General features: G+C 33.1%; 28 protein-coding genes. 21 read left to right on the plus strand and 7 right to left on the minus strand.

Features of this window, described 5'->3' with window-relative positions:
* Positions 1–133 precede the first annotated feature (133 nt).
* From AAFU52_RS07030 to AAFU52_RS07040, 3 genes are all read left to right on the plus strand, one after another.
* A complete protein-coding gene (locus AAFU52_RS07030; RefSeq protein WP_024768282.1) occupies positions 134–1672 on the plus strand; it encodes an Rne/Rng family ribonuclease in 1539 nt (512 codons plus the stop codon).
* 149 nt (positions 1673–1821) lie between these two features.
* On the plus strand, positions 1822–2043 hold the full coding sequence (locus tag AAFU52_RS07035) for a hypothetical protein (RefSeq protein WP_024768283.1): 222 nt from the start codon (positions 1822–1824) through the stop codon (positions 2041–2043).
* The gene (locus AAFU52_RS07040) at positions 2040–2333 is read left to right on the plus strand and encodes a type II toxin-antitoxin system RelE/ParE family toxin (RefSeq protein ID WP_024768284.1); all 294 of its coding nucleotides are present in this window, start codon (positions 2040–2042) and stop codon (positions 2331–2333) included. The genes AAFU52_RS07035 and AAFU52_RS07040 overlap by 4 nt, the downstream gene beginning before the upstream one ends.
* Before the next feature lie 422 nt (positions 2334–2755).
* Here the strand turns inward: AAFU52_RS07040 and AAFU52_RS07045 are convergent, their stop codons facing one another.
* The 5 genes from AAFU52_RS07045 to AAFU52_RS07065 form a co-directional block, all read right to left on the minus strand.
* Positions 2756–2929, minus strand: coding sequence for a hypothetical protein (locus AAFU52_RS07045; RefSeq protein ID WP_161635220.1), 174 nt, complete (start codon positions 2927–2929; stop codon positions 2756–2758).
* A 152-nt stretch (positions 2930–3081) separates the two neighbouring features.
* Entirely contained in the window at positions 3082–3294 is a 213-nt protein-coding gene (locus AAFU52_RS07050; protein ID WP_024768285.1) for a hypothetical protein, read from the minus strand.
* 115 nt (positions 3295–3409) lie between these two features.
* Entirely contained in the window at positions 3410–5128 is a 1719-nt protein-coding gene (locus AAFU52_RS07055) for a helix-turn-helix domain-containing protein (RefSeq protein ID WP_438425937.1), read from the minus strand.
* On the minus strand, positions 5125–5994 hold the full coding sequence (locus AAFU52_RS07060; protein WP_438425938.1) for a thiopeptide-type bacteriocin biosynthesis protein: 870 nt from the start codon (positions 5992–5994) through the stop codon (positions 5125–5127). Before AAFU52_RS07060 ends, AAFU52_RS07055 begins: the two co-directional genes overlap by 4 nt.
* 100 nt (positions 5995–6094) lie before the next feature.
* Positions 6095–8380, minus strand: coding sequence for a lantibiotic dehydratase family protein (locus tag AAFU52_RS07065; RefSeq protein WP_438425939.1), 2286 nt, complete (start codon positions 8378–8380; stop codon positions 6095–6097).
* A 372-nt stretch (positions 8381–8752) separates the two neighbouring features.
* On the opposite strand from AAFU52_RS07065, the gene AAFU52_RS07070 reads away from it, so the two are divergent.
* The 18 genes from AAFU52_RS07070 to AAFU52_RS07155 all read left to right on the plus strand — a co-directional run bounded on the left by AAFU52_RS07070 (position 8753) and on the right by AAFU52_RS07155 (position 19631).
* Positions 8753–9922 carry an HlyD family secretion protein gene (locus AAFU52_RS07070; protein WP_438425940.1) on the plus strand — a complete coding sequence of 390 codons (1170 nt, stop codon included), beginning with the start codon at positions 8753–8755 and terminating at the stop codon, positions 9920–9922.
* A gap of 120 nt (positions 9923–10042) precedes the next feature.
* The gene (locus AAFU52_RS07075) at positions 10043–12226 is read left to right on the plus strand and encodes a peptidase domain-containing ABC transporter (protein ID WP_438425941.1); all 2184 of its coding nucleotides are present in this window, start codon (positions 10043–10045) and stop codon (positions 12224–12226) included.
* Between the two features lie 79 nt (positions 12227–12305).
* Positions 12306–12638, plus strand: a complete 333-nt coding sequence (locus AAFU52_RS07080) for a hypothetical protein (RefSeq protein ID WP_438425942.1) — start codon at positions 12306–12308, stop codon at positions 12636–12638.
* Between the two features lie 21 nt (positions 12639–12659).
* Entirely contained in the window at positions 12660–12842 is a 183-nt protein-coding gene (locus AAFU52_RS07085; RefSeq protein WP_438425943.1) for a hypothetical protein, read from the plus strand.
* Positions 12843–12926: 84 nt separating this feature from the next.
* Positions 12927–13241, plus strand: coding sequence for a hypothetical protein (locus AAFU52_RS07090; RefSeq protein ID WP_199852622.1), 315 nt, complete (start codon positions 12927–12929; stop codon positions 13239–13241).
* A 552-nt stretch (positions 13242–13793) separates the two neighbouring features.
* Positions 13794–13940: a hypothetical protein gene (locus AAFU52_RS07095; protein WP_438425944.1), complete on the plus strand. Its 147-nt coding sequence runs from the start codon at positions 13794–13796 to the stop codon at positions 13938–13940.
* A gap of 17 nt (positions 13941–13957) precedes the next feature.
* Positions 13958–14119 (plus strand): hypothetical protein, encoded by a 162-nt coding sequence (locus AAFU52_RS07100; protein WP_438425945.1) that lies wholly within the window; start codon positions 13958–13960, stop codon positions 14117–14119.
* Between the two features lie 548 nt (positions 14120–14667).
* Positions 14668–14853 carry a class IIb bacteriocin, lactobin A/cerein 7B family gene (locus AAFU52_RS07105; RefSeq protein WP_024768294.1) on the plus strand — a complete coding sequence of 62 codons (186 nt, stop codon included), beginning with the start codon at positions 14668–14670 and terminating at the stop codon, positions 14851–14853.
* Positions 14854–14893: 40 nt separating this feature from the next.
* A complete protein-coding gene (locus AAFU52_RS07110; protein WP_024768295.1) occupies positions 14894–15076 on the plus strand; it encodes a hypothetical protein in 183 nt (60 codons plus the stop codon).
* 10 nt (positions 15077–15086) lie between these two features.
* The gene (locus AAFU52_RS07115) at positions 15087–15224 is read left to right on the plus strand and encodes a hypothetical protein (RefSeq protein WP_161635223.1); all 138 of its coding nucleotides are present in this window, start codon (positions 15087–15089) and stop codon (positions 15222–15224) included.
* 104 nt (positions 15225–15328) lie between these two features.
* Positions 15329–15892 carry a hypothetical protein gene (locus tag AAFU52_RS07120; protein ID WP_438425946.1) on the plus strand — a complete coding sequence of 188 codons (564 nt, stop codon included), beginning with the start codon at positions 15329–15331 and terminating at the stop codon, positions 15890–15892.
* Between the two features lie 148 nt (positions 15893–16040).
* On the plus strand, positions 16041–17576 hold the full coding sequence (locus AAFU52_RS07125) for a vitamin K epoxide reductase family protein (protein ID WP_438425947.1): 1536 nt from the start codon (positions 16041–16043) through the stop codon (positions 17574–17576).
* Positions 17577–17724: 148 nt separating this feature from the next.
* Positions 17725–17880, plus strand: coding sequence for a hypothetical protein (locus tag AAFU52_RS07130; RefSeq protein ID WP_161635224.1), 156 nt, complete (start codon positions 17725–17727; stop codon positions 17878–17880).
* 22 nt (positions 17881–17902) lie between these two features.
* A complete protein-coding gene (locus AAFU52_RS07135; RefSeq protein ID WP_438425949.1) occupies positions 17903–18058 on the plus strand; it encodes a hypothetical protein in 156 nt (51 codons plus the stop codon).
* 44 nt (positions 18059–18102) lie between these two features.
* Positions 18103–18273: a hypothetical protein gene (locus AAFU52_RS07140; RefSeq protein ID WP_438425950.1), complete on the plus strand. Its 171-nt coding sequence runs from the start codon at positions 18103–18105 to the stop codon at positions 18271–18273.
* 51 nt (positions 18274–18324) lie between these two features.
* A complete protein-coding gene (locus AAFU52_RS07145) occupies positions 18325–18513 on the plus strand; it encodes a hypothetical protein (RefSeq protein ID WP_024768299.1) in 189 nt (62 codons plus the stop codon).
* A gap of 124 nt (positions 18514–18637) precedes the next feature.
* Positions 18638–19114, plus strand: coding sequence for a hypothetical protein (locus AAFU52_RS07150; protein ID WP_438425951.1), 477 nt, complete (start codon positions 18638–18640; stop codon positions 19112–19114).
* Positions 19115–19154: 40 nt separating this feature from the next.
* Positions 19155–19631 (plus strand): regulatory protein RecX, encoded by a 477-nt coding sequence (locus AAFU52_RS07155; protein WP_438425952.1) that lies wholly within the window; start codon positions 19155–19157, stop codon positions 19629–19631.
* A gap of 57 nt (positions 19632–19688) precedes the next feature.
* Here the strand turns inward: AAFU52_RS07155 and AAFU52_RS07160 are convergent, their stop codons facing one another.
* Together AAFU52_RS07160 and AAFU52_RS07165 are read right to left on the minus strand one after the other, a co-directional pair.
* Positions 19689–21077: a S41 family peptidase gene (locus AAFU52_RS07160; RefSeq protein WP_438425954.1), complete on the minus strand. Its 1389-nt coding sequence runs from the start codon at positions 21075–21077 to the stop codon at positions 19689–19691.
* Between the two features lie 176 nt (positions 21078–21253).
* The gene (locus AAFU52_RS07165; protein WP_024768303.1) at positions 21254–22423 is read right to left on the minus strand and encodes a helix-turn-helix domain-containing protein; all 1170 of its coding nucleotides are present in this window, start codon (positions 22421–22423) and stop codon (positions 21254–21256) included.
* Positions 22424–22547: the final 124 nt, after the last annotated feature.

Genomic DNA, 22547 nt, shown 5'->3' on the forward strand with positions numbered 1-22547 from the left:
TCTTTGAAATCGAAATAAAACATACTACCCCACTACCGGTATCTTTGTTTTATTTCAACGGAATTGTAAAAAATTCCTGTGAAAAAATTGTTTAATCCATCTCGATAATTATCGGGATAAAAATCTAATCAGAGTGAACAACGAATTGATCATTAGGTCAGGTTCCTCTACGGATTTTGCCTTATTAAAGGATGGAAAACTAATTGAATTACATAAGGAAGAAGACGACAGTGATTTTGCGGTAGGTGATATTTTTATTGCCAAAATCCGTAAATCTGTCCCAGGTCTAAACGCCGCATTTGTTAATGTAGGCTATGAAAAAGATGCATTTTTGCATTATCATGACCTTGGTCCTCAAGTATCTTCATTACTTAAATTCATAAAACGTGTAAGCACAGGTAAATTAAAAAATTATTCTCTTAAGGATTTTCCTTTTGAGAACGATATTGATAAACACGGTACTATTACCAATGTGTTAAAATCAAATCAATCACTATTAGTACAGATAGTAAAGGAACCGATATCTACCAAAGGCCCTCGAATTAGCTCAGAGCTTTCGATTGCCGGTCGATATATTGTTTTAGTCCCTTTTTCGAATCGAATTTCTATTTCTCAAAAAATAGAATCCTCAGAAGAAAAAGAACGTCTAAAAAGGCTTGTAAAAAGTATTAAGCCAAAAGGTTTCGGAATTATTGTACGTACAGTAGCAGAAGGCAAAAAAGTAGCAGAACTAGACAAAGATTTAGAAAATCTAATGGGACGATGGCAAAGCATGTGTAAAAAATTGCACAAAGCTCATCACCCTTCAAAAGTACTAGGTGAAATGAATAGAGCATCTTCTATATTAAGAGATGTATTTAATGACACTTTTACTTCTATTGTTGTAGATGATGAAGATCTCTGCAACCGAATCAAAGAGTATCTGCAAGAAATTGCTCCAAAAAAGGAATCAATTGTAAAACTTCATAATCCTAAAATACCTGTTTTCGAAAAATATGGTATTGAACGGCAAATCAAAACAAGTTTTGGCAAGACGGTATCTATGAGTAAGGGCGCTTATTTGGTTATAGAGCATACAGAAGCAATGCATGTAATCGATGTAAATAGCGGTAACCGATCTAATAAAGCCAAAAACCAAGAAGATACTGCACTAGAAGTAAATCTGATTAGTGCAGCTGAAGTAGCCCGCCAACTGCGTCTTAGAGATATGGGAGGTATTATTGTAGTCGATTTTATCGATATGAATAATGCAGATAACCGTAGAACCCTCTTCAACCAATTGCGAGAAGAGATGAAAGACGATAGGGCGAAGCATAAAATTTTACCGCCAAGTAAATTTGGCTTGATTCAAATTACGCGGCAACGCGTTCGACCAGAAATGAATATCAAAACCCGAGAGGATGATCCAAACGGAATAAATGGCGAAGTTGAGGCGCCTATAGTATTGGTAGAAAAAATGAAAGTCGAATTAGAAAAATTAATTAAAAAAGATCATAAAAAGATAACGCTAAGTGCGCATCCTTTTATTGCAGCTTTTTTAACCAAAGGATTTCCATCCACCCGATCCAAATGGTATTTTAACCATAAACGATGGGTAAAGATTGTACCTAGAGACGCTTACACGTATTTAGAATATCATTTTCACGATAAAAATGGTGAATTGATAAAATAAAATTAAACCCGGCCTGATAACAGTGCCGGGTTTTTTTGTTTTTAATGGTTAACACACCTATCAAACAAAACCTTCGATTGCTTCTCGATATACTTTCTAAAGTTTTACAAAAACTAGTTATCTTTGTTATAAATGTAAAAATGAGTGTGATGAATATTGAAGCTACAAAATTAGAATTGATGCATTTACTATTGCAAACGCAAAAGGAAACACTTTTGGTTAAACTTAAAAAGGTCTTTGAGGAAGAACAAACCGATTGGTGGACAGAAATGAATAGTGAAGAACAAGAAGAAATCAAAACCGGAATAGCACAAGCAAATCGAGGAGAATATATCGATAATGATACTGTAATGAAACGTTTTAAGAAATGACGTTAAAAATTGTTTGGACACCACAGGCACTAAAAGGATTAGAAAAAGTATTAGAGTATTTAGAAGCCGAATGGACTCATAAAGAAATACAAGCTTTGGAGATTAAAATAAAGGAGTTTATAGAAAGAATTGCGAAATACCCCGAAATCTATCCTTCAACAAGTCAATATAAGCACACTCATAAGGCGGTCATAGATAAAAACAATTACATCATCTACAGAATAAGACCTCAAAAAAAGATAATTGAACTTATTAACTACAGAGGAACAAAACAAAAACCACTAACTTAAGAATAAATAACTTCTCGATACACCACACCCAAAAGTGCGGCATTCGAAGTGACGGCGTGTATTAAGTAAAAATGCAATTCCATATCAAAATTATTACTCCAATGTGGATTCCGGATCAAGTCCGGAATGACAGGCATAATGGATTCTGGCGTAAGCCAGAATAACAAACGAGTAGTCAATATGCTCAACATGATAACCACTCAGCGACGTGTCATTCCAGCGTAGGCTGGAATCCATAATAACATGCTTCTCGATACACCACACCCAAAAGCGCGGCACTCGAAGTGACAGGTGTGTACTCAAACCCAAAACTCTACCCCTCCAGCTTTTTTATAAAATACGAGGGATATATCCCTGTTTTTTTGTAGAACGTTTTAGAAAACGCCTCTGCGGTATTAAAACCGACCTCTTGTGCGATAGCTTTAATCGTATATTTCCTGAATTTTGTATTTGAGCGTATCGGGATAATACTTATAACTTAAATTTTCAAGTTCATCAATACTCTTATCCTGTAACGAATCCGGGATTTGAAATTGTTGCCCATACCCAAAAAATGATAACAAGAAGATCAATAGCGTAAGATAGATGGCTCGCATAGTTGGTTTTGGTTAGCCTATCAAAAGTATTGAAATAATAACTAACCTCTAAAAAAATAATCGCCCTGACTTGTCTAAGTCAGGGCGATTATTTTTTTTCTACTTGATTAATATATACGTAGTACTTATTGTATTGCAATTGTAATCAATGTTTATCTATATGCAACAAGATCATTAATATCTGTTTGATTACCACATGGCGGTTTATTAAAACTTCGGCAATCAGCAAATACAGAATGTTCACATCCATTAACTGCAGCACTTGGCACTTCTCCAGCTCTGATCTGCGATAGTTTATGTGATGTTAATAGGGTAATGTTTAGTTTTTTTAATCCCAGCTTCTTTGTTTGATGTTGATTTTTCATGAGTTTTTATGTTATGAGTTCAAAACAAATGTAGGGGATAACCTTAAAAAAATAAAGTAAAAAAAGGAACTACTAGTCTGTATTCTAAGAAATCAGACTTTTAAATAATTTAAAATCAAATAGTTACATATTTTCCTTTTTCGAGTTGCTTGATAAAGTAAGAAGGGTAAATTCCCGTCTTTTTGTAGAAGGATTTAGAAAAAGCTTCGGTAGTATTAAACCCTATTTCGCGAGAAATTGCTTTGATAGTGTATAATCTAAATTTTGATTCATTCTTTAGTTTTTCGATCACATACTCAATACGCAATTCATTTATATACACACTAAAGCTTTTTTTCTTATACGTATTAATGATCTTAGATAAGTATTTAGAATTGGTCTGTAGTTTTTTGGCCAACTCCCCGGTAGTAATATTCGCCGATACATACCCCTGTTTATCTTCAAACTTTTGCAAGCCTTCTAAGACTGAGTTTACAATATCCTCAGAAATCCCTATTGCTTCTGGTGTTGCAGGATCCTTATCCAATACTTCTTTAGGTAAAGCAGTATTGAGGGTTGGTGTATGCATTAGTTCTTTAAAACGCCTTCTATACCTTACATTTTTAATATAGATCAGGACAACAACAATGATCAGTACCACAGCAAAAAAGACGACAATGATAAACTTTATACTCGTCTTTTTCTCCTTTTGTTCTAGAGCATCAATTAGATTTTGCTTTTCTTCTAATAGTTTCGGTGTATCATACTCCAACACTATTCTTTTACTTAGGTTTTTATAATTGGTATCCAGGATACTATCTACGGCAAACAATTTATTAATATAGTATAACTGTTTATTTTTATCATCTACCAATTTATAGTGATCAATCAATAGTTCATATCCTTCTCGCATTTCTATAGAAACAAAACCCGAACGGTCATACGATTGATTGATTTTTAATAAATACTCCAGGTACTTTTCTTTATTATCAAATTCCTTATAGAGTTTTGCCAAATGGATATAGGTATTAACCAATGACTCTTCTACTCTTGGTCTAAATTCCTCTATAAAAGGCATTGCTTTGTTTATACTATCTAGTGAATTTTGATACTGTTGTTTATAGAATAAATTGATGCCTTCATGTAACACAAAAAAAGGATAAAGCTCTAAACTATCTTTAAGCGATTCTTTTATTCCTTTGGTATTATAAAAGGTGGCAGAATCCCTATATTCTAGTTTTCTATACGAATCTGCTAAATGTAACATGGTAACTAAATGCCCTATACCACTTATATTATTTTTATCTTCATAATCTATGACTTCTTTAAATATTGTAGCCGCCTCATCAAATTCTCCTATATCTTCTTTTAAGCTACCAATATTGTGTTTGGTTAGATAGTAAAAGTTTTTATTATTGGATGCACTAGAGTATTTTAAGGCCGCCAGATAGCTATCCAATGCTTTATTATAATCCCTTATTTGTTTGTATTCTCCTCCTTTAATAGAATATGGTACCGCAGGATATAGCTTATGATTTAAATCTTTACTTACCGCGATTGAGCTATCCAGATATGCAATTCTTTCAGGAAATTTATTCTTAAACATAAATACCGCAGATCGATATGCTTTGGCAAGAGACAATGGGTCATTTTTTTGCTTTGCTTTGACTAATAACGTATTTGCATAAATTTCATGCTTAATAGAATCATTATAATACTTAAACCCTAACCTTTCGATCTCATCAAACGTTTTATTCTTTAGCGAATCCGGGATGGTAAACGTACTCGTATCCTGAGCAACTCCCAGGATAGTGTATAAAAAAAAGATACTAACGATGAGTACTAGTTTTTTCATGATACAGTATAGCTTACTTTTGTTTTTTGGTATCGTACTAAAAAATCATAACACACCAACTCATAAAATCGTTGTTTGGATCTAAAGGCACGATTTACCAGCATATGTATATAACTGCTTAGCAAATCGTCTAATGGCATTTCTAACTGGTTATCCTGCTGTGTTTTCATGATCTTTTGTATTGCTCCTAATGATTGTTTTGCTTTATGATCCAACAAATCATCCAGGACTTTATAGTCTTCCTGCATAGAAGTTGTCTCTAAAAAAGAAGAAAGCTTGCTTTTTAACCCTCTGTATTTTTTATCTAATTGCTTATTTAGTCCTTTATCTGCATGAAATTCTCGTTTAAATCCCTGGCAGTTTCGGGTTACTAACTCTAACTTTTCTTGTTGCTCGTAGCCAAAACTGTTTAATAATCTATCGATCGCTTTTACTATAAATAAGAAGTACAATTCTTCATCTTCGATCAACTCAATAGCATCCAGCAGCATGGTACTATCATAAAAAAACAGGGTTTCAGAGATAGCTATAGTGTTTATACCATAACGCTCTAATTCTCGTATGTACGTATCGGTTTGTAGTTTATATACCACTCGTTGCTCTACATATCGCTGCATTGCTGCATTGATATGCAGGATCACCCTTCCTACAGCATGTATATCGGGCAGATGAAATCGTATCCTGATATGAAAATCAGGATCCCCGTAGCGTATAAAAAACCAGGAGTCGATCAGCCCTTGTTCCAGCAACTGTGTTGTGAGCGGTTTTATGGTTTCGGTAAGGAGTACATCAGACGTACGGGCACCACAATATATTTTGTAGTATAGCCATTCGTCTCCTAGTATATATGTTCTTTTTGCACTCATGTAATATCCCCTTGTTTTATGTTTTTAACAAATCCAAAGTACATCTCGATACAATCCTCCTATCGTAGGATCACTCGATGTGACGAAAATGTTATTTTACTTATACCTCAACTGCTTTTGATGCTTCGATCTTCTTTCTTGCTTGCTCTAGTTTTTCCTGGTTATACATCGAGATCACAAACTGGTTGGTATAACTCATACCTTCTTGCTGTACGGTACCTTTTTGCTCACTAGACTGCCCTTCTTCTGCAAATAAAAACTCTTCTAATACACAGGTTTTTTTATTTTTTATGGTATCTAACCACATATTTATCGAATTCGTATTCTCTAGGTGGATCAGCAAAGTATTATCCCCGTCGATCAATTGCACCATCTCGGGTATATTGTGTTTTGCTCTCCAGCTAGTTACCATTGCCATCTTCTCTTTTTCATTATTCTCTTTTAGAAAAGGTAAGTCTGCCATTGTGATCTTCCATCGGGCTTTTGCCAATATAAACTCTTTATATACCACTCTAGGTAAAAAAGTATGCTTCTCTAACGCTTCTCCCCAATAAAACCCAAGACCCGGTCGACCGCCTTGCTTTTGTACATCACATAAGAAATGATATACCGGCAATGCATTAGCACTATAATTATGGGCATTGGTCAAACGAGGGATAATTTCTTTATTAAGTGTTTTAGAGCGTAGTATAATACGACCATATTGCACCGATATCATTAGATCTGATATCGCTACCTGCTGCTCTATAGGTACATTAGATTTTCCTAAATACGGGATTTCATACTCACGTATCGTTGCTCTACGAATCACATTGCCCGTTCTGGATTCTGGTAAATGAACAACTTCGGCCAGGATCTGGTTTTGATACATTTCTTGTTCTATGGCCGCAATATCCTGTACGTGTTTTAAAATATCCTTGTTTCCGGTAGAAAACCGCCCTAACAGATTTGCTGCAGAGGATCCTCCTATAGAAGAAAATATCATCTTTTCTTCACCATCAACCGTTGCAATTTGAGCGATCGAAGACATGGTATCGGGTAAGTCGCTCCAGTTTAATTCGAGGTGTTCAAAATCCTTATCTTCGAGTGCTAGTGTATACTGGTTCTCTTTATGAATATGTTGTAATTTCTTATTTAGAATCTCCTGTACCGGAGTCCAGTGCATTTCTTGTCGTGAAGCAGGTTTAGAAGGAATATACAGATCGTCTAAAAAAGAAGTAGAGTCATTAGCACTCTGATACTGCAGGTATCCAATACCTATCTCGGTGTCCAAAACTGTAGCCAGAGGAATTTCCTGGGTTTCATATCGTTTTGTAAATGCATCTTTAAACTTTTGCAAGTGCGTTTCTGATGATGCACTACTCATTCTATTTAATAGCTCTAGTGCTCGTGTTAGTTTATACCCCCACCGTATATTTAATTGATTAGATTGTGCCTGAGTATACATATCGGTCTGAAAAAGATATTTTAACTCAAAAGGCGTTTCCAGCTGCGCTACTCGTTCACTAAGTTTTAGGTATTCATCAGATCCATTACCTAATTTCTGATCTATTTGTTCCAGAAATTTTTTATAATGATGAATCTCTGTTTGTATAGCATCGGTACCTTCTATTTGACCTAAACAAGCTTCTAACTGTTCTAAAAAATCATCTCCGGTTACAGAGGGTTCTATCTCACTCACCAGAATTTGATTGTCTATCAATTCATCTATAAATTCTGAAGCTTCTTCATGAGTAATTTCATCATCAACCAAGAGAGAAGCTAATTCTTTTATTTTTTTACCAGACCTGGCACTTTCGATTATATCTTCGAGATACTCTGCATAGGCTACTGCCTCGATAGAATGTTCTCGCCGATTATACTTGTTATACTTGTATTCTATATATCGATATTGATCTCCGATTTTATAGAGACTATTATTAGTGTACCACAATAACTGCTTTTTGATTGCCTCTTCTTTGGCCATCTTTTGTGAGAAAGCCACCAAAAAGTTCATATCAAACCGAGTTTGCCTTTGATGGGTATCATAATTAGACAATTCTATTGCTGTGGTCTTACCAAATGTTCCTATACTACAGCCGGCAAATAATCCAAAAGGAGTACAACGCGAACTCATCCTGGATAAATATTTTAACAACGACGATTCTAATCGTTTCTTCTTTTTAACATCTTTGAGTTGTCCCGACAACCATTTCTCTATTTCAGAAAATAGTTCTGGTGACGCCAGGAAAATAGCTTCTCTAATGCTATCATTTTTCCAGACATCTTTAAACACTTCTACGGGTATGTCCTTCTCTTTGGTAAGGTTATGATAAAAGTCTAATGATAAAAGGGGAGTTCTTAGACAATACTGATCAAAGAAGGTATATGGGTTTTTTAGTTTCAAGAGGTGTTGGTATTATGCTATACTTATTTAATAGGATATAAATATACTATTTTCTGTTTTAAGATTTCTTTTAGATAATTATAACAAAACTATATGATAATCAGCTAATTACTTTTTCAAACTAAAAGTCTGCATTCTGCGAATTCCGTGTTTGTTTTCAGGAATCACGACTTCCTTCTCTTGTTTTTAGGGTTTTATCAGGAGTATATTTGATCAAATCAAAAAACGTAGCAGTCGCTTTAGTTTCACTCAAAAAAATCAAAACTTATGATACACGTACTGATCAATTTCATTTCACAACTCACGACTTTTCTGATGGATCATTTTATCATCATGTATCAATCTATTGTTAACGTTTAAAGAATATCCAGCATGAAACAATTATTTCCAAAAGAAATTATAGAAAACACCATAGAGGTACATCAGTTTGAACATACCAGCAAAAGTAAAATGATCTATACAACGATATTGGTCGCTTTTGTCATTGCATTAGCACTTTTACCATTTATCAAAGTCGATATCTATACCACAGCAAGAGGGATGCTAAGACCTAGTAAAGAACGAATTGCTATTACTCCGCTTCAATCTGGTAAGGTTGTTTTTGTAAATATGGTTGATAATCAAAAAGTAAATAAGGGTGATACCTTGCTTATGACCAATACCTCGGTCGTGAAAGAACAAATCACCAGATCCTCGACACAGATTGAAGAAACCCAGCAGTTTATTGCAGATTGCGAATATCTGATCAATACGGCTACCCCGAGATTTAATAACATACAATCGGCACGTTACCAAAAAGAGTATCTGTACTTCACTCAAAAAATACAGGAGTTAAAAACCCGATTTGAAAAAACAAAAATCGATTACCTGCGTAATCAAAAACTATATGAAAAAGGAGTAATCGCCAAGGTAGATTATGAGAATAGTGCTTTTGAACACCAACTGGCATCCAGTACACTACAACAATACCGAAAACAACAAAAAAATAACTGGCAGGCGACAGTAACAGAGTACCAGAATACCACCAGAGAATTAAAAAGCGGATTAACGCAACTAAAACAGAATCAAAAAGAATTGGTGATCATAGCACCAATAGATGGGATTCTTAAAAATGTTTTGGGTATCGAGCCAGGTAGTTTAATTGCAGGAGGGTTAACTATTGCCGAAATATCCCCTGATACCGGATTGATTGCAGAATGTTACCTCTCGCCATCAGATATAGGTTTAGTGGGGCGGAATAAATCGGTGAATTTTCAGATCGATGCTTTTAACTATAATCAATGGGGGTTGGCTACCGGAAAAATTCTGGAGATCAGCAAAGATGTAGATATCATTAATGATCGGCCAGTTTTTAAAGTACGTTGTGCTATCGACCAGGGACATCTGGAACTCAAAAATGGTTTTAAAGGTAGTTTTAACAAAGGGATGACACTAAGCGCACGATTTCAACTTACACAACGCACCTTGTATGAATTACTTTATGATAAAGTCGATGACTGGTTTAACCCATCGAGTCCCACTATTGCAGAAGTGAAGAAATAACAAATGAATGTAAAAACAGATATCCTCATCTGTTAGAATGGTTCGATCGTAGGAAGTAATGTATAGAGAACCTCGTGACGATGAATATCAAATATTGAAGGACAAAATAAAACAAGCATCATGGCTAAGACAAAAATAAAACAACACGATATCACTGATTGCGGTGCGGCTTGCCTGGCATCGGTATCAGCACATTATAAATTGCAACTGCCTATCGCACGTATTCGACAGTTTGCAAGTACAGATAAAAAAGGAACCAATGTATTGGGATTAATTGAAGCTGCCGATAAACTCGGGTTTGAAGCCAAAGGAGTACGCGGGGATCTGGACAGTTTGTTTAAAATCCCTAAACCTGCCATCGCTCATGTGATCGTGAATGAGAAATTGCATCATTATGTAGTGGTCTACGAAGTGACTAAAGAGCACATCAAAATAATGGATCCGGGTGATGGCAGGTTTCATAAAAAAACACATGAAGAATTTAATAAAGAATGGACAGGAGTATTGGTACTACTATTACCAAAAGAAGATTTTATAACGGGTAATGAAAAAGTATCGGTATATAAACGATTCTGGTTTTTGTTAAAACCGCATAAAGGAGTATTGATACAGGCTTTTGTTGGGGCGATCATCTATACCTTATTAGGATTTTCTACCTCGATATACATCCAAAAACTTACTGACCATGTTTTTATGGGTACCAGTACCAAACTGCTTAACCTGTTAGGGATTGTAATGGTCACATTATTACTTCTAAAACTAATAGTAGGAGCATATAAGGATGTTTTCCTGATTAAAACCGGGCAACAGATCGATTCGCGACTTATTCTGGGATACTATAAACACTTGTTAAAACTGCCTCAGCAATTTTTTGATACCATGCGGGTCGGAGAGATTATCTCGCGGATTAGTGATGCAGTAAAAATCAGAAACTTTATCAATGGGGTAGCTTTAAACCTAACCGTTAATATCCTGATCCTGGTGTTCTCTTTTGGATTGATGTTTACCTATTATTGGAAACTGGCGCTGATCATGCTGGCGATTATCCCAATATATGCAATCATATATGTAATCACCAATAAACTGAACAAACGCACAGAACGTGGGATTATGGAGAAATCTGCAGATCTGGAGAGTCAATTGGTAGAATCTCTAAACGCTGTAGGAACCATCAAAAGATTTGGCCTTGAAGGTTTTGCTAATATTAAAACAGAAACCCGTTTTATCGGACTATTAAAAACAGGATACAAGTCTGCATTAAACAGTGTGTTTTCTAACTCTAGTACCAGTACTATTGCACAATTATTTACCATTATCCTATTGTGGAGTGGTTCCTTTTTTGTGATTCAAAAAGAAATTACTGCCGGAGAGCTTATGGCTTTTTATGCCATCATAGGATATTTTACCAGTCCTGTTGCCGGTTTAATCAGCGCTAATAAACAGATTCAAAATGCACTTATTGCAGCAGATCGTTTGTTTGAGATCATGGATCTGGAACGTGAAGAAGATGAGCAGAAAATAAAACTCACAAAAGATAGCATTGGTGATATTAATTTCTCTAATGTAGGGTTTAGATATGGATCCAGAGTTGAAGTTTTTAAAGATTTCAGTCTTGAGATTCCGAAAGGAAAAATCACTGCAATTATCGGGGAAAGTGGTTCTGGAAAATCTACCCTGATGTCTTTACTACAAAATATCTATCCAATCCAGAAAGGGCAAATATCAATAGGAAAACAGGATCTGAAACATATCGAGAATGGTAGTCTTAGAGATCTGGTAAGTGTGGTACCACAAAAAATAGATCTGTTTGCCGGTAATGTGATAGACAATATTGCAGTAGGAGAATTTGCTCCCGATGTAGAACGCATTATGGAAGTATGTAAAGCCATAGGTATTCTTGAATTTATAGAAAACCTACCCAATAGTTTTGCCACATATTTAGGAGAAAATGGAGCTACCCTGTCTGGAGGGCAAAAACAACGTATCGCCATTGCCAGAGCATTATATAAAAACCCTGAAGTATTAGTATTAGACGAAGCTACCTCATCACTGGACAGTACTTCTGAAAATTATATCCAGAAAGCAGTACAAAGTCTGCGCGATCAGGATAAAACCATCATCATTATTGCTCACCGATTAAGTACAGTGATTAATGCCGATAAAATTGTAGTACTCGAGAAAGGGAAAGTGGTAGAAGAAGGCAATCACAATGTACTATATACCCGACAGGAAAAATACTATGAACTATGGCAAAAACAAATGCCAATAGCAGATCACATTCCTAAAATAAATGCTGTTGCATAACTAGAAGATGGTTCAGCAAAATTTAATTGATAATTATGTTTTTAAAATGCTAAAAACTTTTTAATCTAAATATCTGGTTATGAAAAAAATAGAGCGTCAAATTGAAGTCATAGAACGATTAAATCGGTTTATACGATTAGGAAAAACAGGAACTCCTGATCAATTATCTGAAAAATTGGAAATCTCAAAAGGATCTTTGTTTCAGATTCTTGGAGTAATGAAACAACTTAATGCTCCTATTGTATTTGATATCACACTACAGAGCTATGTCTATGAAGAATCCGTAAACTTTACCTATGGTTTTTATACCCGTAAACTCTATGGAGAAGAAGTACTTGAGGTATCTTCTTATAGTGCTCAAAGTATTATGATGCAAGTAGATTTTAAATATCCAAGCCTAAGAATAGTATAATAACATTTAAAAAATAAACTCATGAAAAACTATGATCCACAAAAAAACGAAAGCAACCTAACAGAGCACAAATTAGAAAAAGATTTTTTGCAACAAGAAATCAATGATCCAGAGCTAAAACATGTGATATCTGATGTTATCTCCTACTCTGAAGAGTACGAAATCTACATAGATCATGATGATATGAACGATTGGATATTATAAAAACGATATAAGGATTACAAATCGCGTAAAAAATTCAATCATATCAATCATTAAAATACTTTATTAATCAAAAAACGAACAGTTATGAACATTATCATCAAGCAAATCGAACTTATCGAGAGAATTGACCAACTCATACGCCTACAAGCCACAGGAACTCCAGTAGAATTAGCATCAAGATTAGGGATCTCCAGAGCACAAACCTATCGGATTGTTGATATTATGAAAGAACTAAATGCTCCTATCACTTATGATTTTACAATACAGAGTTTTGTATACGAAGAAAGTGTAGGTTTTAAATTTGGGTTTTACACAAAAGAACTTGATGCCACAGAAATTAGATCAGTAAGTGGTGGAAATTCTTTTGAAAGATTACAATGTTTAGCTGCAATTTTATAAAATGAAATATTGCAGGTACAACTATAGACAAAAGGATTTATAATACTTCCTATAATTTTAAATTGTTCAATATAGGTAAACAAAAAAATCATGAAATCAATTACACTTTTAATTGTACATCATACTTATGTTTAACGCAACCGTATAGATACATGAATCTAAAGTTAGAAAGTAAAATGAAAAATTCTTTTGAATAAAAATCCTGGAAAATCAATTTTCCGGGATTTTTTTATACCACCCTATCGACTTTATCATTTTAACGTGAATAAATGGATAAGAAATTTTCGTCAGTTTGAGTGCCAAATCTCTGATTTGATGTATCGAAAACAAGAAAATTTATAGCTAAGAAGTACTTCTCGATACTAAATTCTTACAGAATTTCACTCGAAGTGACGTATCTGCTCTTATACATTTATTCACGTCATTTTAATATATTTTATATAAGTATCTCATAAAATGAGACCATCGCGCATTATCATTGTAGTGTAAAAGAGATAGCGTAGCTGTATTTACAGCTGTAACAAAAATCATTAATCATTAAATCGTAAAAAAATGAAAAGTCTAAGTAACAAAGAGGCATTAGAAACCAACGGAGGATCAGCATTTCCTATTCCTAAATGGTTGCAACCTTTAGCAGATTATCTTTTTGGTGTACCAGAAGAAGAAAAGGAAAACTATAAAAATTCAAATAATCACTAATTATAAAAACATAAAAAATGAAAAATTTAAACAACTACAACGTTCAGGAACTGCAATCAAATGAACTTTTAAACAATAACGGAGGTACTATACTAATATCTGCTACTACTCGTAAAATTGTTTGTGAAGTTATTACTGGTGTTTTTAATATTCCTACTACAACGTTTATCCCGTCATAATTATTTAAAAGTCTTAATGAGCATCAATTAACACAAACCGATGGCGGCCTCCATCCTTTTATTGAAATCAGAACATTCAATTTGATCACAAATCAGTTTTTGCATTGTTAAAAAAGAGTCTTGTAGTAACAAGGCTCTTTTTTGCTTTATGACAAATACCAGTCCATTATTCTGGAGAGATATTAAGAAATGACAACAAGTATTTCTGAAAAAGCCATAACAACTATAGTATTATACCCTGAAGTAGATCCTGGACCAGGTTCTAAGAAATACAAATAGCGAAACTCTTAACAGGCTTCTAAGCAGTAATGATGCTACTCCTATTATTCTACATATCATGCCTTCTTTAAAAATAATCATGAAAAAAATGAAAAAAAAATATCAGTCTCAGAAGATGAGACAGCCCCAACGTATCATTGTACTGTGAAAGGGAAACAACAACGCTTTTCACGATTGTTGCAACAACAAAAAACAGTTTACATATCAATTTGACGGAATAGATAGTGTAAGCATAAATTAAAAATCATTAATCATTAAATCGTAAAAAAATGAAAAATTTAAACAACTTAGAATTTCAAGAATTATCAAAACAAGAAGCAACAGAAATTAACGGAGGTATCGTTTGTGGTGGATGGTGTATCGGTATTATAGTTGTAGTTGCAGTTGGTGCTCTAGGACTTGGTGCATACAATGGATACCAAGATGAAAAAGACAAGCACGAAGGTGTAAAATAAATTTAAAACAAAACATTAATTAATTTAAAAAACAAACAACATGAATACTTTAGAATTAAACGTAGCAGAATTATCAAGCAATGAATTAAGAACCGTAGAAGGTGGTGTTATCGATCCTATTACAGTAACAGCAGCTGGAGCAGCAGTAGTACTTGCAGCTATCGGTGGGCTTTATAAAGCTGGAGAAGCAATAGGAAAAGGGCTTTACCACCTTTTTAACTAATATAACTATCATGGGTATATTTCAAAAAGGTAGTAGTGTTGATATTACTCCTTATTTAGAATATGTTGTACTTGCAATTGTTGCAGTAATCTTTTTCTATAATGCCGGAGTTGCAATAGGTAAATTTATATACCATATTAAACACTAGACCATTAAATAACCCTCTGGCATATTGCCAAGAGGGTTGTTTACTTTATAAAAAAATCATCAACTCGTGCTGAACTTGTTTCAGTATCAAAAAAACAGGATATCATGGAATCAAAAGTCTTAATACATATTATAAAAGAAATAGAAACAGTAGAAAACACAATACAGGTAGAAGAATTTATTACCGATTTATTTGTATTTACAAAACAAAAGAATAATGATGTTTTCTATAGAAAAGATGAGGATAAAATATATGCTGTAAACGAAACATCAAAAAATATAACTCTTATTTCATTAGATCAAAGGCAACAACAAGCTGATCAATTTAAGAAGCTATTTTCCCAAATCGATGTTCAACATAAAGCCGAAGAAAATAGTCGGAGCATAAGTATTGATGGTAAAGGTAATGTAGTTACCATATCGGGAGAAGTAAAAATATCTAAATTTCCTGATCTTGAACACACTGCAAATATTGCAGCATACAAATTACTAAGCAAATCGGCCCTGGTAGATATCGATATGGAGAATAATGAAATTACTGATTTTGTCGATATTGATATTAATGTACAAGGACAAAGAATAAAAAATAAAACCGTGATAAAAAATATAGAGGTTTTAACAACCGATATTAATCGATATGATTATTTGCTCAACTATTCGGTGAACTAACTGCCTAATCTTCTATAAGTATAGAAACCTATATAAAAGAATCTTTGTGATTTTCAGATGATCATGTGAATTCTCTGGCCGTTCGATCGTTCGGCTGTCTGAAATACATTGCATTCACTCTAATGTATAACTGAAAAAACATTTTATTTTGGATCAAACGGTATTAAAAATTCTTTTACAACTTAAAAGAGAACTCTCGCTAGAAATTTCCAACGAGAAATTAGAATCACTTTTGCTTAGTCATCAGGATTATCCCAGTATTTTTTCTTTTTCTGATACTTTAAAAAAAATAGGCGTCGAAAACAAGGCTGGTAGAATTTCATCAGATCAATTATTGAAATTATCTCCGATTTTTCTAGCATATTCTATAGAAGATGGCCTGGTAATCGTTACTAAAATTTCAAATGCAGAAATATGCTATTATAGTGGTAATAGCAATGATCTTATTATAGAGAGCTTCGAGAGTTTCTTACAGAAATGGAATGGTATTGTACTTTTGATTGATACCGATGCTATTGTTGAGATGTCTAATGAGGACCTAGCTCGCCAAAAACTAAAAAGAACGAAGCATTTTGGAGCTTTGTCTTTATTAGCTATTCTTATCACCATATCGATTAAAAGTTATCATGGGGTTTTTAACCTGTTCTTACTTACAAAATTAGCTGGGACTCTTATTAGTTTATTAATAGTATATACCGAAGTTAGTATCATACATAAATCCAAATTTTGTAAATCTAATGATCATATAAGTTGCGAAGGTGTTTTAAATTCTGGGGCTTCCAAAATTTTTCCCTGGCTTTCTATGTCGGATTTAGGGTTGCTATATTTTTTAGGAAGTTTTATAGCAGTTTGCATTGCCTCTATGACCTCTAATTTCAAGAGTGTTGCTTTTTTGATAAGTATACTTTCCTTTTTTGCATTTCCATATATATTTTTCTCTATTTACTATCAATATAGAATAGTCAAGAAATGGTGTGTCCTATGCCTGGCAATCCAAGGGGTATTTTTTATTGAAACCATACTTTCCTCATATTTTCTTTTTAACAACAACTTCGAATCATCTATAAATGGATTTCTCATACCTGGTATTTCTTTTTCGCTAATCATCATTATATGGTCCTATCTAAAAAGCCCTGTATATAAGTATTTCCTGTTTAAAGAAAGCATGTATAAATATGCAAGGTTAAAAAACAATCCCGAAGTTTTTAGTCTACTACAAGAGAAAGAGAATCTTCTTAATACTGCATTTAATGAAAACCATATTATATTCGAGGGTGCTAAGGATATCGATAAAAGAGCAGCATTGGTTATAAATCCATATTGTCATCTTTGTGCAAAGGAGTTTCAAAAAATTCTTGAAATCAATAAAACTTCTGAAGGCATCAATTTCTCATTGATTTTTTCTGATACCGATAGTAATGAAATCTCACAATTTCTTATTGAGCTTTATTACAAAATGACAAAATCAGAATTCTTATCTGTATTAAGTAAATGGTTCGAACACAAGAATTTAAATACGTTAAAAGAAAAATACGCTATAGAAATATCTGAGAAATCAAGAGCAACATATGCTCAACATAAAAAATGGTGCACTCAGAATAATATTCTGCAAACACCACTTACTATTTTTAATAATAGAAAGCTATCAGATCACTATGCAATAGAAGATCTTATCACATTCTAACAGGGTTTTTCTACACTTTTTTCAGAAAAAAATATAGCGTCTCATAAGATGAGACATTCACCACTTATCATTGTACTATGAAAAGGAAGTGACAAGACTTTTAATACTTATTACCACAAAATAAATAGTAATCATAAAAACAAAAAACATGAAAAATTTAGAAAAACTTGGAGTTCAACCATTAAACACCACTGAAACCAGAGAAACACAGGGAGGTATAATTTTCCCAGGATTTTACACAAGCTTAGTAACCGAGGCTATCATCTTTGTACATAATGTAAAAAAAGTAATCAAACAATTATAACAAATTGCAAAAATTAAGTGTCATGAAAAATCAAGCTATAAGTCAGTACACATTATTATCATCAAAAGAAATTACGACCATTAATGGTGGTTGCGGAGGAGAGGATATTGAATGTCCAGAATTAGAGCTAATCCAAGAAGTATTAGACAATTTAAAGCATCTACTTACAGTGCTCTAAGCACTTTGGTATCATTAATAATCATCAATCTTAAAACAAAAATCATGAGAAATTTAAAATCATTCGAAGCATTAAACAATGCCCAATTAAGTACCATCAATGGTGGTTTGGCAATAGCAAACCTGGGAGATTTAGATATATTTCCTATCGTACCATTTGGCGACCCTAGAGAGTGGGATAACTATTTTCCTAAAAAAGAAACTCCAGGTTTCTAAAAACACTTTAATTTCATCAATCATCAATCATCAATCTGAAAACGAAATCACATGAAAAGTTATAACACTGCATCCTTTCAGGAATTAAATGCATCAGAACTAATCACAATAGAAGGAGGTACTTTTTTTCCTGCAACTTCTACCTCTGATACACCAGGATTACCTGGCCTTGATGACCAATTTAATAAAGATTGGGGATGGGCCGGAAGCGGTCCCGGAGGTCAAGATACTAGCTTGTAAACTAATGAGTTAAGTTAGTGAGTTCATTTTCTCCTATGATCTATTTGATTATAGGAGAATTATGCTTCTAAGCACTCCTTTATAAAAAGACAATTCAATTCTATATATCTCAAAAACATAAACCATGACAAACGAAAAAGAGCTACTCTACAAAATCCTTGAAAACTTTAATGGAATGGGGAAAATCGAGGCTTATGACCTAACACATAAGCTAGAAACTCTTTTGTTTTATGCATCTAATCCAATTAATGCCAAGGAACTTAAGCAACTGATAGCTTCTGATATGGATCATGATCATGAAATTGATCCTTTTCATTTTACTATCCTGCCAAATGGTAATTTTTGTGAGTTTGTAGGGTGCAATAATTGGATTCATATTTATAAAGAAAATAAGAGAATATTACCTGATTGGCCTGTTTTTGAAACTTATTATTTTAAAACAAGATATGCTCCATTAGATCTTAAAAAATTAACAAAAAAAAATCTATTGAACGATTTAAAAGAAAAAAATGAAGAAGAAAAAGTAAGAGCTTTTTTAAAGCAATATAATGTTTGCAAAAAGGATGTAATTACTAACAGATTATTAATTTTAGAAGCATAACTTTTGGGGTAATTATAAAAGTCACTGTACATTTGCGGTAATGTATAAGAATTCTATTACATCTATAACTGTAGCCGAAGCACTGCGAAAAATGGAACATTATTGTGCCTATCAGGAACGCTGCCATAAAGATGTCGAAGATAAATTAAGGACGATGAGGCTTATTCCTGAGGCTAAAGAAAAAATCATCCTGCATCTTCTGGATCATAATTTTCTTAATGAAGAACGTTTTGCCAAAGCCTTTGCCCGAGGAAAATTTAATATCAAAAAATGGGGTAAGCAACGCATAGTTCGGGAGCTTAAATTTCGTAACATCTCACCTTACAATGTAAAAACGGCACTTAAAGAAATATCAGAAAAAGACTATTTTGAAACTTTTCATAAGCTTGCCGAAAAGAAATACAGTACTTTAACAGAGCACGATAAGAACAAGAAACGCAAAAAACTTGTTGATTATCTTTTATATCGAGGATGGGAGACCACTCTTGTTTATGAAAAAGCAAATGAGCTTTTTTAATAAAAAAACCCCAAAGAAATCATTCTAGAACCCTTTGGGATTTTGTTATATAGTATTCTATTTGTTTAATATTTCTATTGCCAAGTCAATTCCTCTATCTTTTTCATTAATAAAATCATTATTAGAGAATAATGGAGCCCTATTCTCTTCACTTGGACCAACCCCAATAGCTTCAAACACTTCTCCATTAGCATCGCTATATACCTCATTAGACAACCCTATTAAAGCTCCGTTTGGCAAAGTATGTGTTAGAATATCCGAAAAAACTCCATTTGTATTATCTCCAATCATAGTTACATATGGCAAATCTTTCATACATAGTGTAAAAACTTCTGCTGCACTTGCCGTCAAAGGACTTGTAAGTAACATAATATCTCCTGTAAATTGAAAATCACCCTTTGGAGTCATATTTATTGATGTGCCTTTTGTAAAGCCGTCTCCTAATCTTGCTTTTTTAGAAAATGCCAATCGCTCTTCGTCTAAAAATCGTGAAGCGATATTCACCGAAACCATATCATATCCTCCACCATTAAAGCGAACATCAATTATTAGTCTAGAAACTCCATAATTTTTAAGATCACTCATTATCTTATCTAATACTGAGTTTAATGTCTCCAACTCATTTTTTGCATTAGAACCATAACCTTCCATACTTAAAATATTAACATATGCAATATCATCACCAATTAACCCCCATGCTATTTTTCCATTTTCATCAATCTCAACTTTATTATTTAAATATTTTGATGCTATGGTTTGTAATTTCTGGTTATAAAGTTTATTATAATCTTCTCCGGATTCAATAATTAAATCTCCGCTTAGACTTGAATTTAATCGAGAAAATAAACTAGGTGAACCAGCATCGATTGCAATATTATTAGCTTCATCATCAATTCCTACATGCCCATCCTCCATAAGGAGAACTAACCCCTCTAAGGTATCATAAAAATTCTCTGAAGTTACTTGTTCTCTTAAACTCTTGTATTGCGACCAGTTAACCTTTCTTGTTTCAAAAAAAGCATAATAATCATTAAAAATATTCCAAAAATGATCAAAATTAATCTTTGGATCTTTAGTATTTGCAATTTGTTCAGGAAGACAAAAATCATTTTGATTTAATAACCTCCTGAACTCAATATTTGATGCACTAAGCCTTGGCTCTGCTATCAATTCGTTAGGACCAATAAGAGCTAGCGCTACACCAAAAGATTCTTCTGGCACAAAATTATCTTCTATGATTGTGCATCCGACCGAATTTACGCCATACAACACCTTTTTTTTGTCTGTAATCTCAATGACATACCCTTTATCTTTGGCTAACCAAAAACCGTTTATAGTTTTTTCTGGTTGGGGTTGATCCTCATCAGACTGACAGGCCATGAATAAAATCACGGATAGGAATAAAAAATATCTTTTTAAATTTTTAATACTGATGTGTGAATTCATATTAATCTACATTTTTAAAAGTTACGTTTCATTGACAAATAAAAACCTATCGGTTTCATTAAAAATGATCGCAATGAAGTACTCGCAAACATCAATTTATAAATAGACCGATACGCAATTAATTATAGCCAAAACTAGATAGGCTTTATGAAATCAATGTTCGATATTATTAAAATTTAAAAATTCGGAACCTTTTTGTTTTTAGACCTAAACTGACTAGGAGTTAATTTGGTTTCTTTTTTGAACGAAGTGTAAAATGTAGTTTTGGATTTAAATCCTGCTTCTAGCCCTATAGTCAATAGACTGTACTTATCAAATTCTGTATTAAGAATCATACGCTTAACTTCTTTAACTCTATAGGAATTAATATATACTGTAAAATTCTTTTTTGTAATATCATTTACAATCTGCGATAGATAACCCGAACTTATATTTAATAGTTTAGCTATCATCTCTTGACTCAAATTTGGATCGCGATAAATACAATCTTTTTGAAGAAGATTTTCTAACTTTTGAAAATATATGTTATCTTCTGAAAACGAAGTATCTGGATTCGTTAGTTCTTTCTGTTGTCTCTTATCAAGGGTTTCTGTAGCATCTACATATAAAGTGACATTTTTAACCTCACCGATATTATCTTTTTTATTATTGGTAAGTTTTAATGTATAAATTCCATAATACACAACCCAAAACACAAATACAGAAGTACTTGTACATATAATAGATATACAGATTTCATAACCTATATTAAAAACCTTATCGATAACACCTATTATAACCCAGAATGTTATTAAGGAAAATATCCTAGCACATAATTTTTTTAGCCATCTAGTATTAGGATGAGTTGAATACCTTTTTTCCTTAAGAATCTTATAAGACCAAATAGCAATAATTAAATTGAATGAATAATAGCCCAATTCCTGAAAACTAAAAATCCACCCGTACGCATACTCTTTATGTTCCCAAGTATAAGTATACCATTTATAGACATGTTCCAGATTAAAAACCACATTAAGAATCACAGAAAACATAAAAGGTATGTACAACCAATATCGTTTCTTACTTTTTTCTAAATCATGATTGATTGATTTTAAAAAATAAAGGAAGAAAAAAACCGGGAATAAAAATACCCATTCGATGTCGTATAATACCTTAAACTTCGGGTATTTTACAAACACAGCCATATCATCAAGATACACATTGAGCATCAATAAAGAAACTATCAATATTGTATAACTTAAATAATTATTGGTTTTACTTCTGAAAAATGGAGAAACTAAAATAACCAAACCAAAAATGAACCCCTGAGAAGCACTAATTATCAATAAAGAACTTACTGTGTTCATTGATCAATATTTACAATTATATCTAAAAAAATTCTTGATTTTTTGTTTTCATCCAGACGTATACAAGACGAATTATGTACTCAAAAAACTTTATATGATTAGGTTTGTTGCAAAAATCAATAAA

The sequence above is a fragment of the Aquimarina macrocephali genome, from assembly GCF_051627225.1.
Lineage (GTDB): Bacteria > Bacteroidota > Bacteroidia > Flavobacteriales > Flavobacteriaceae > Aquimarina > Aquimarina macrocephali.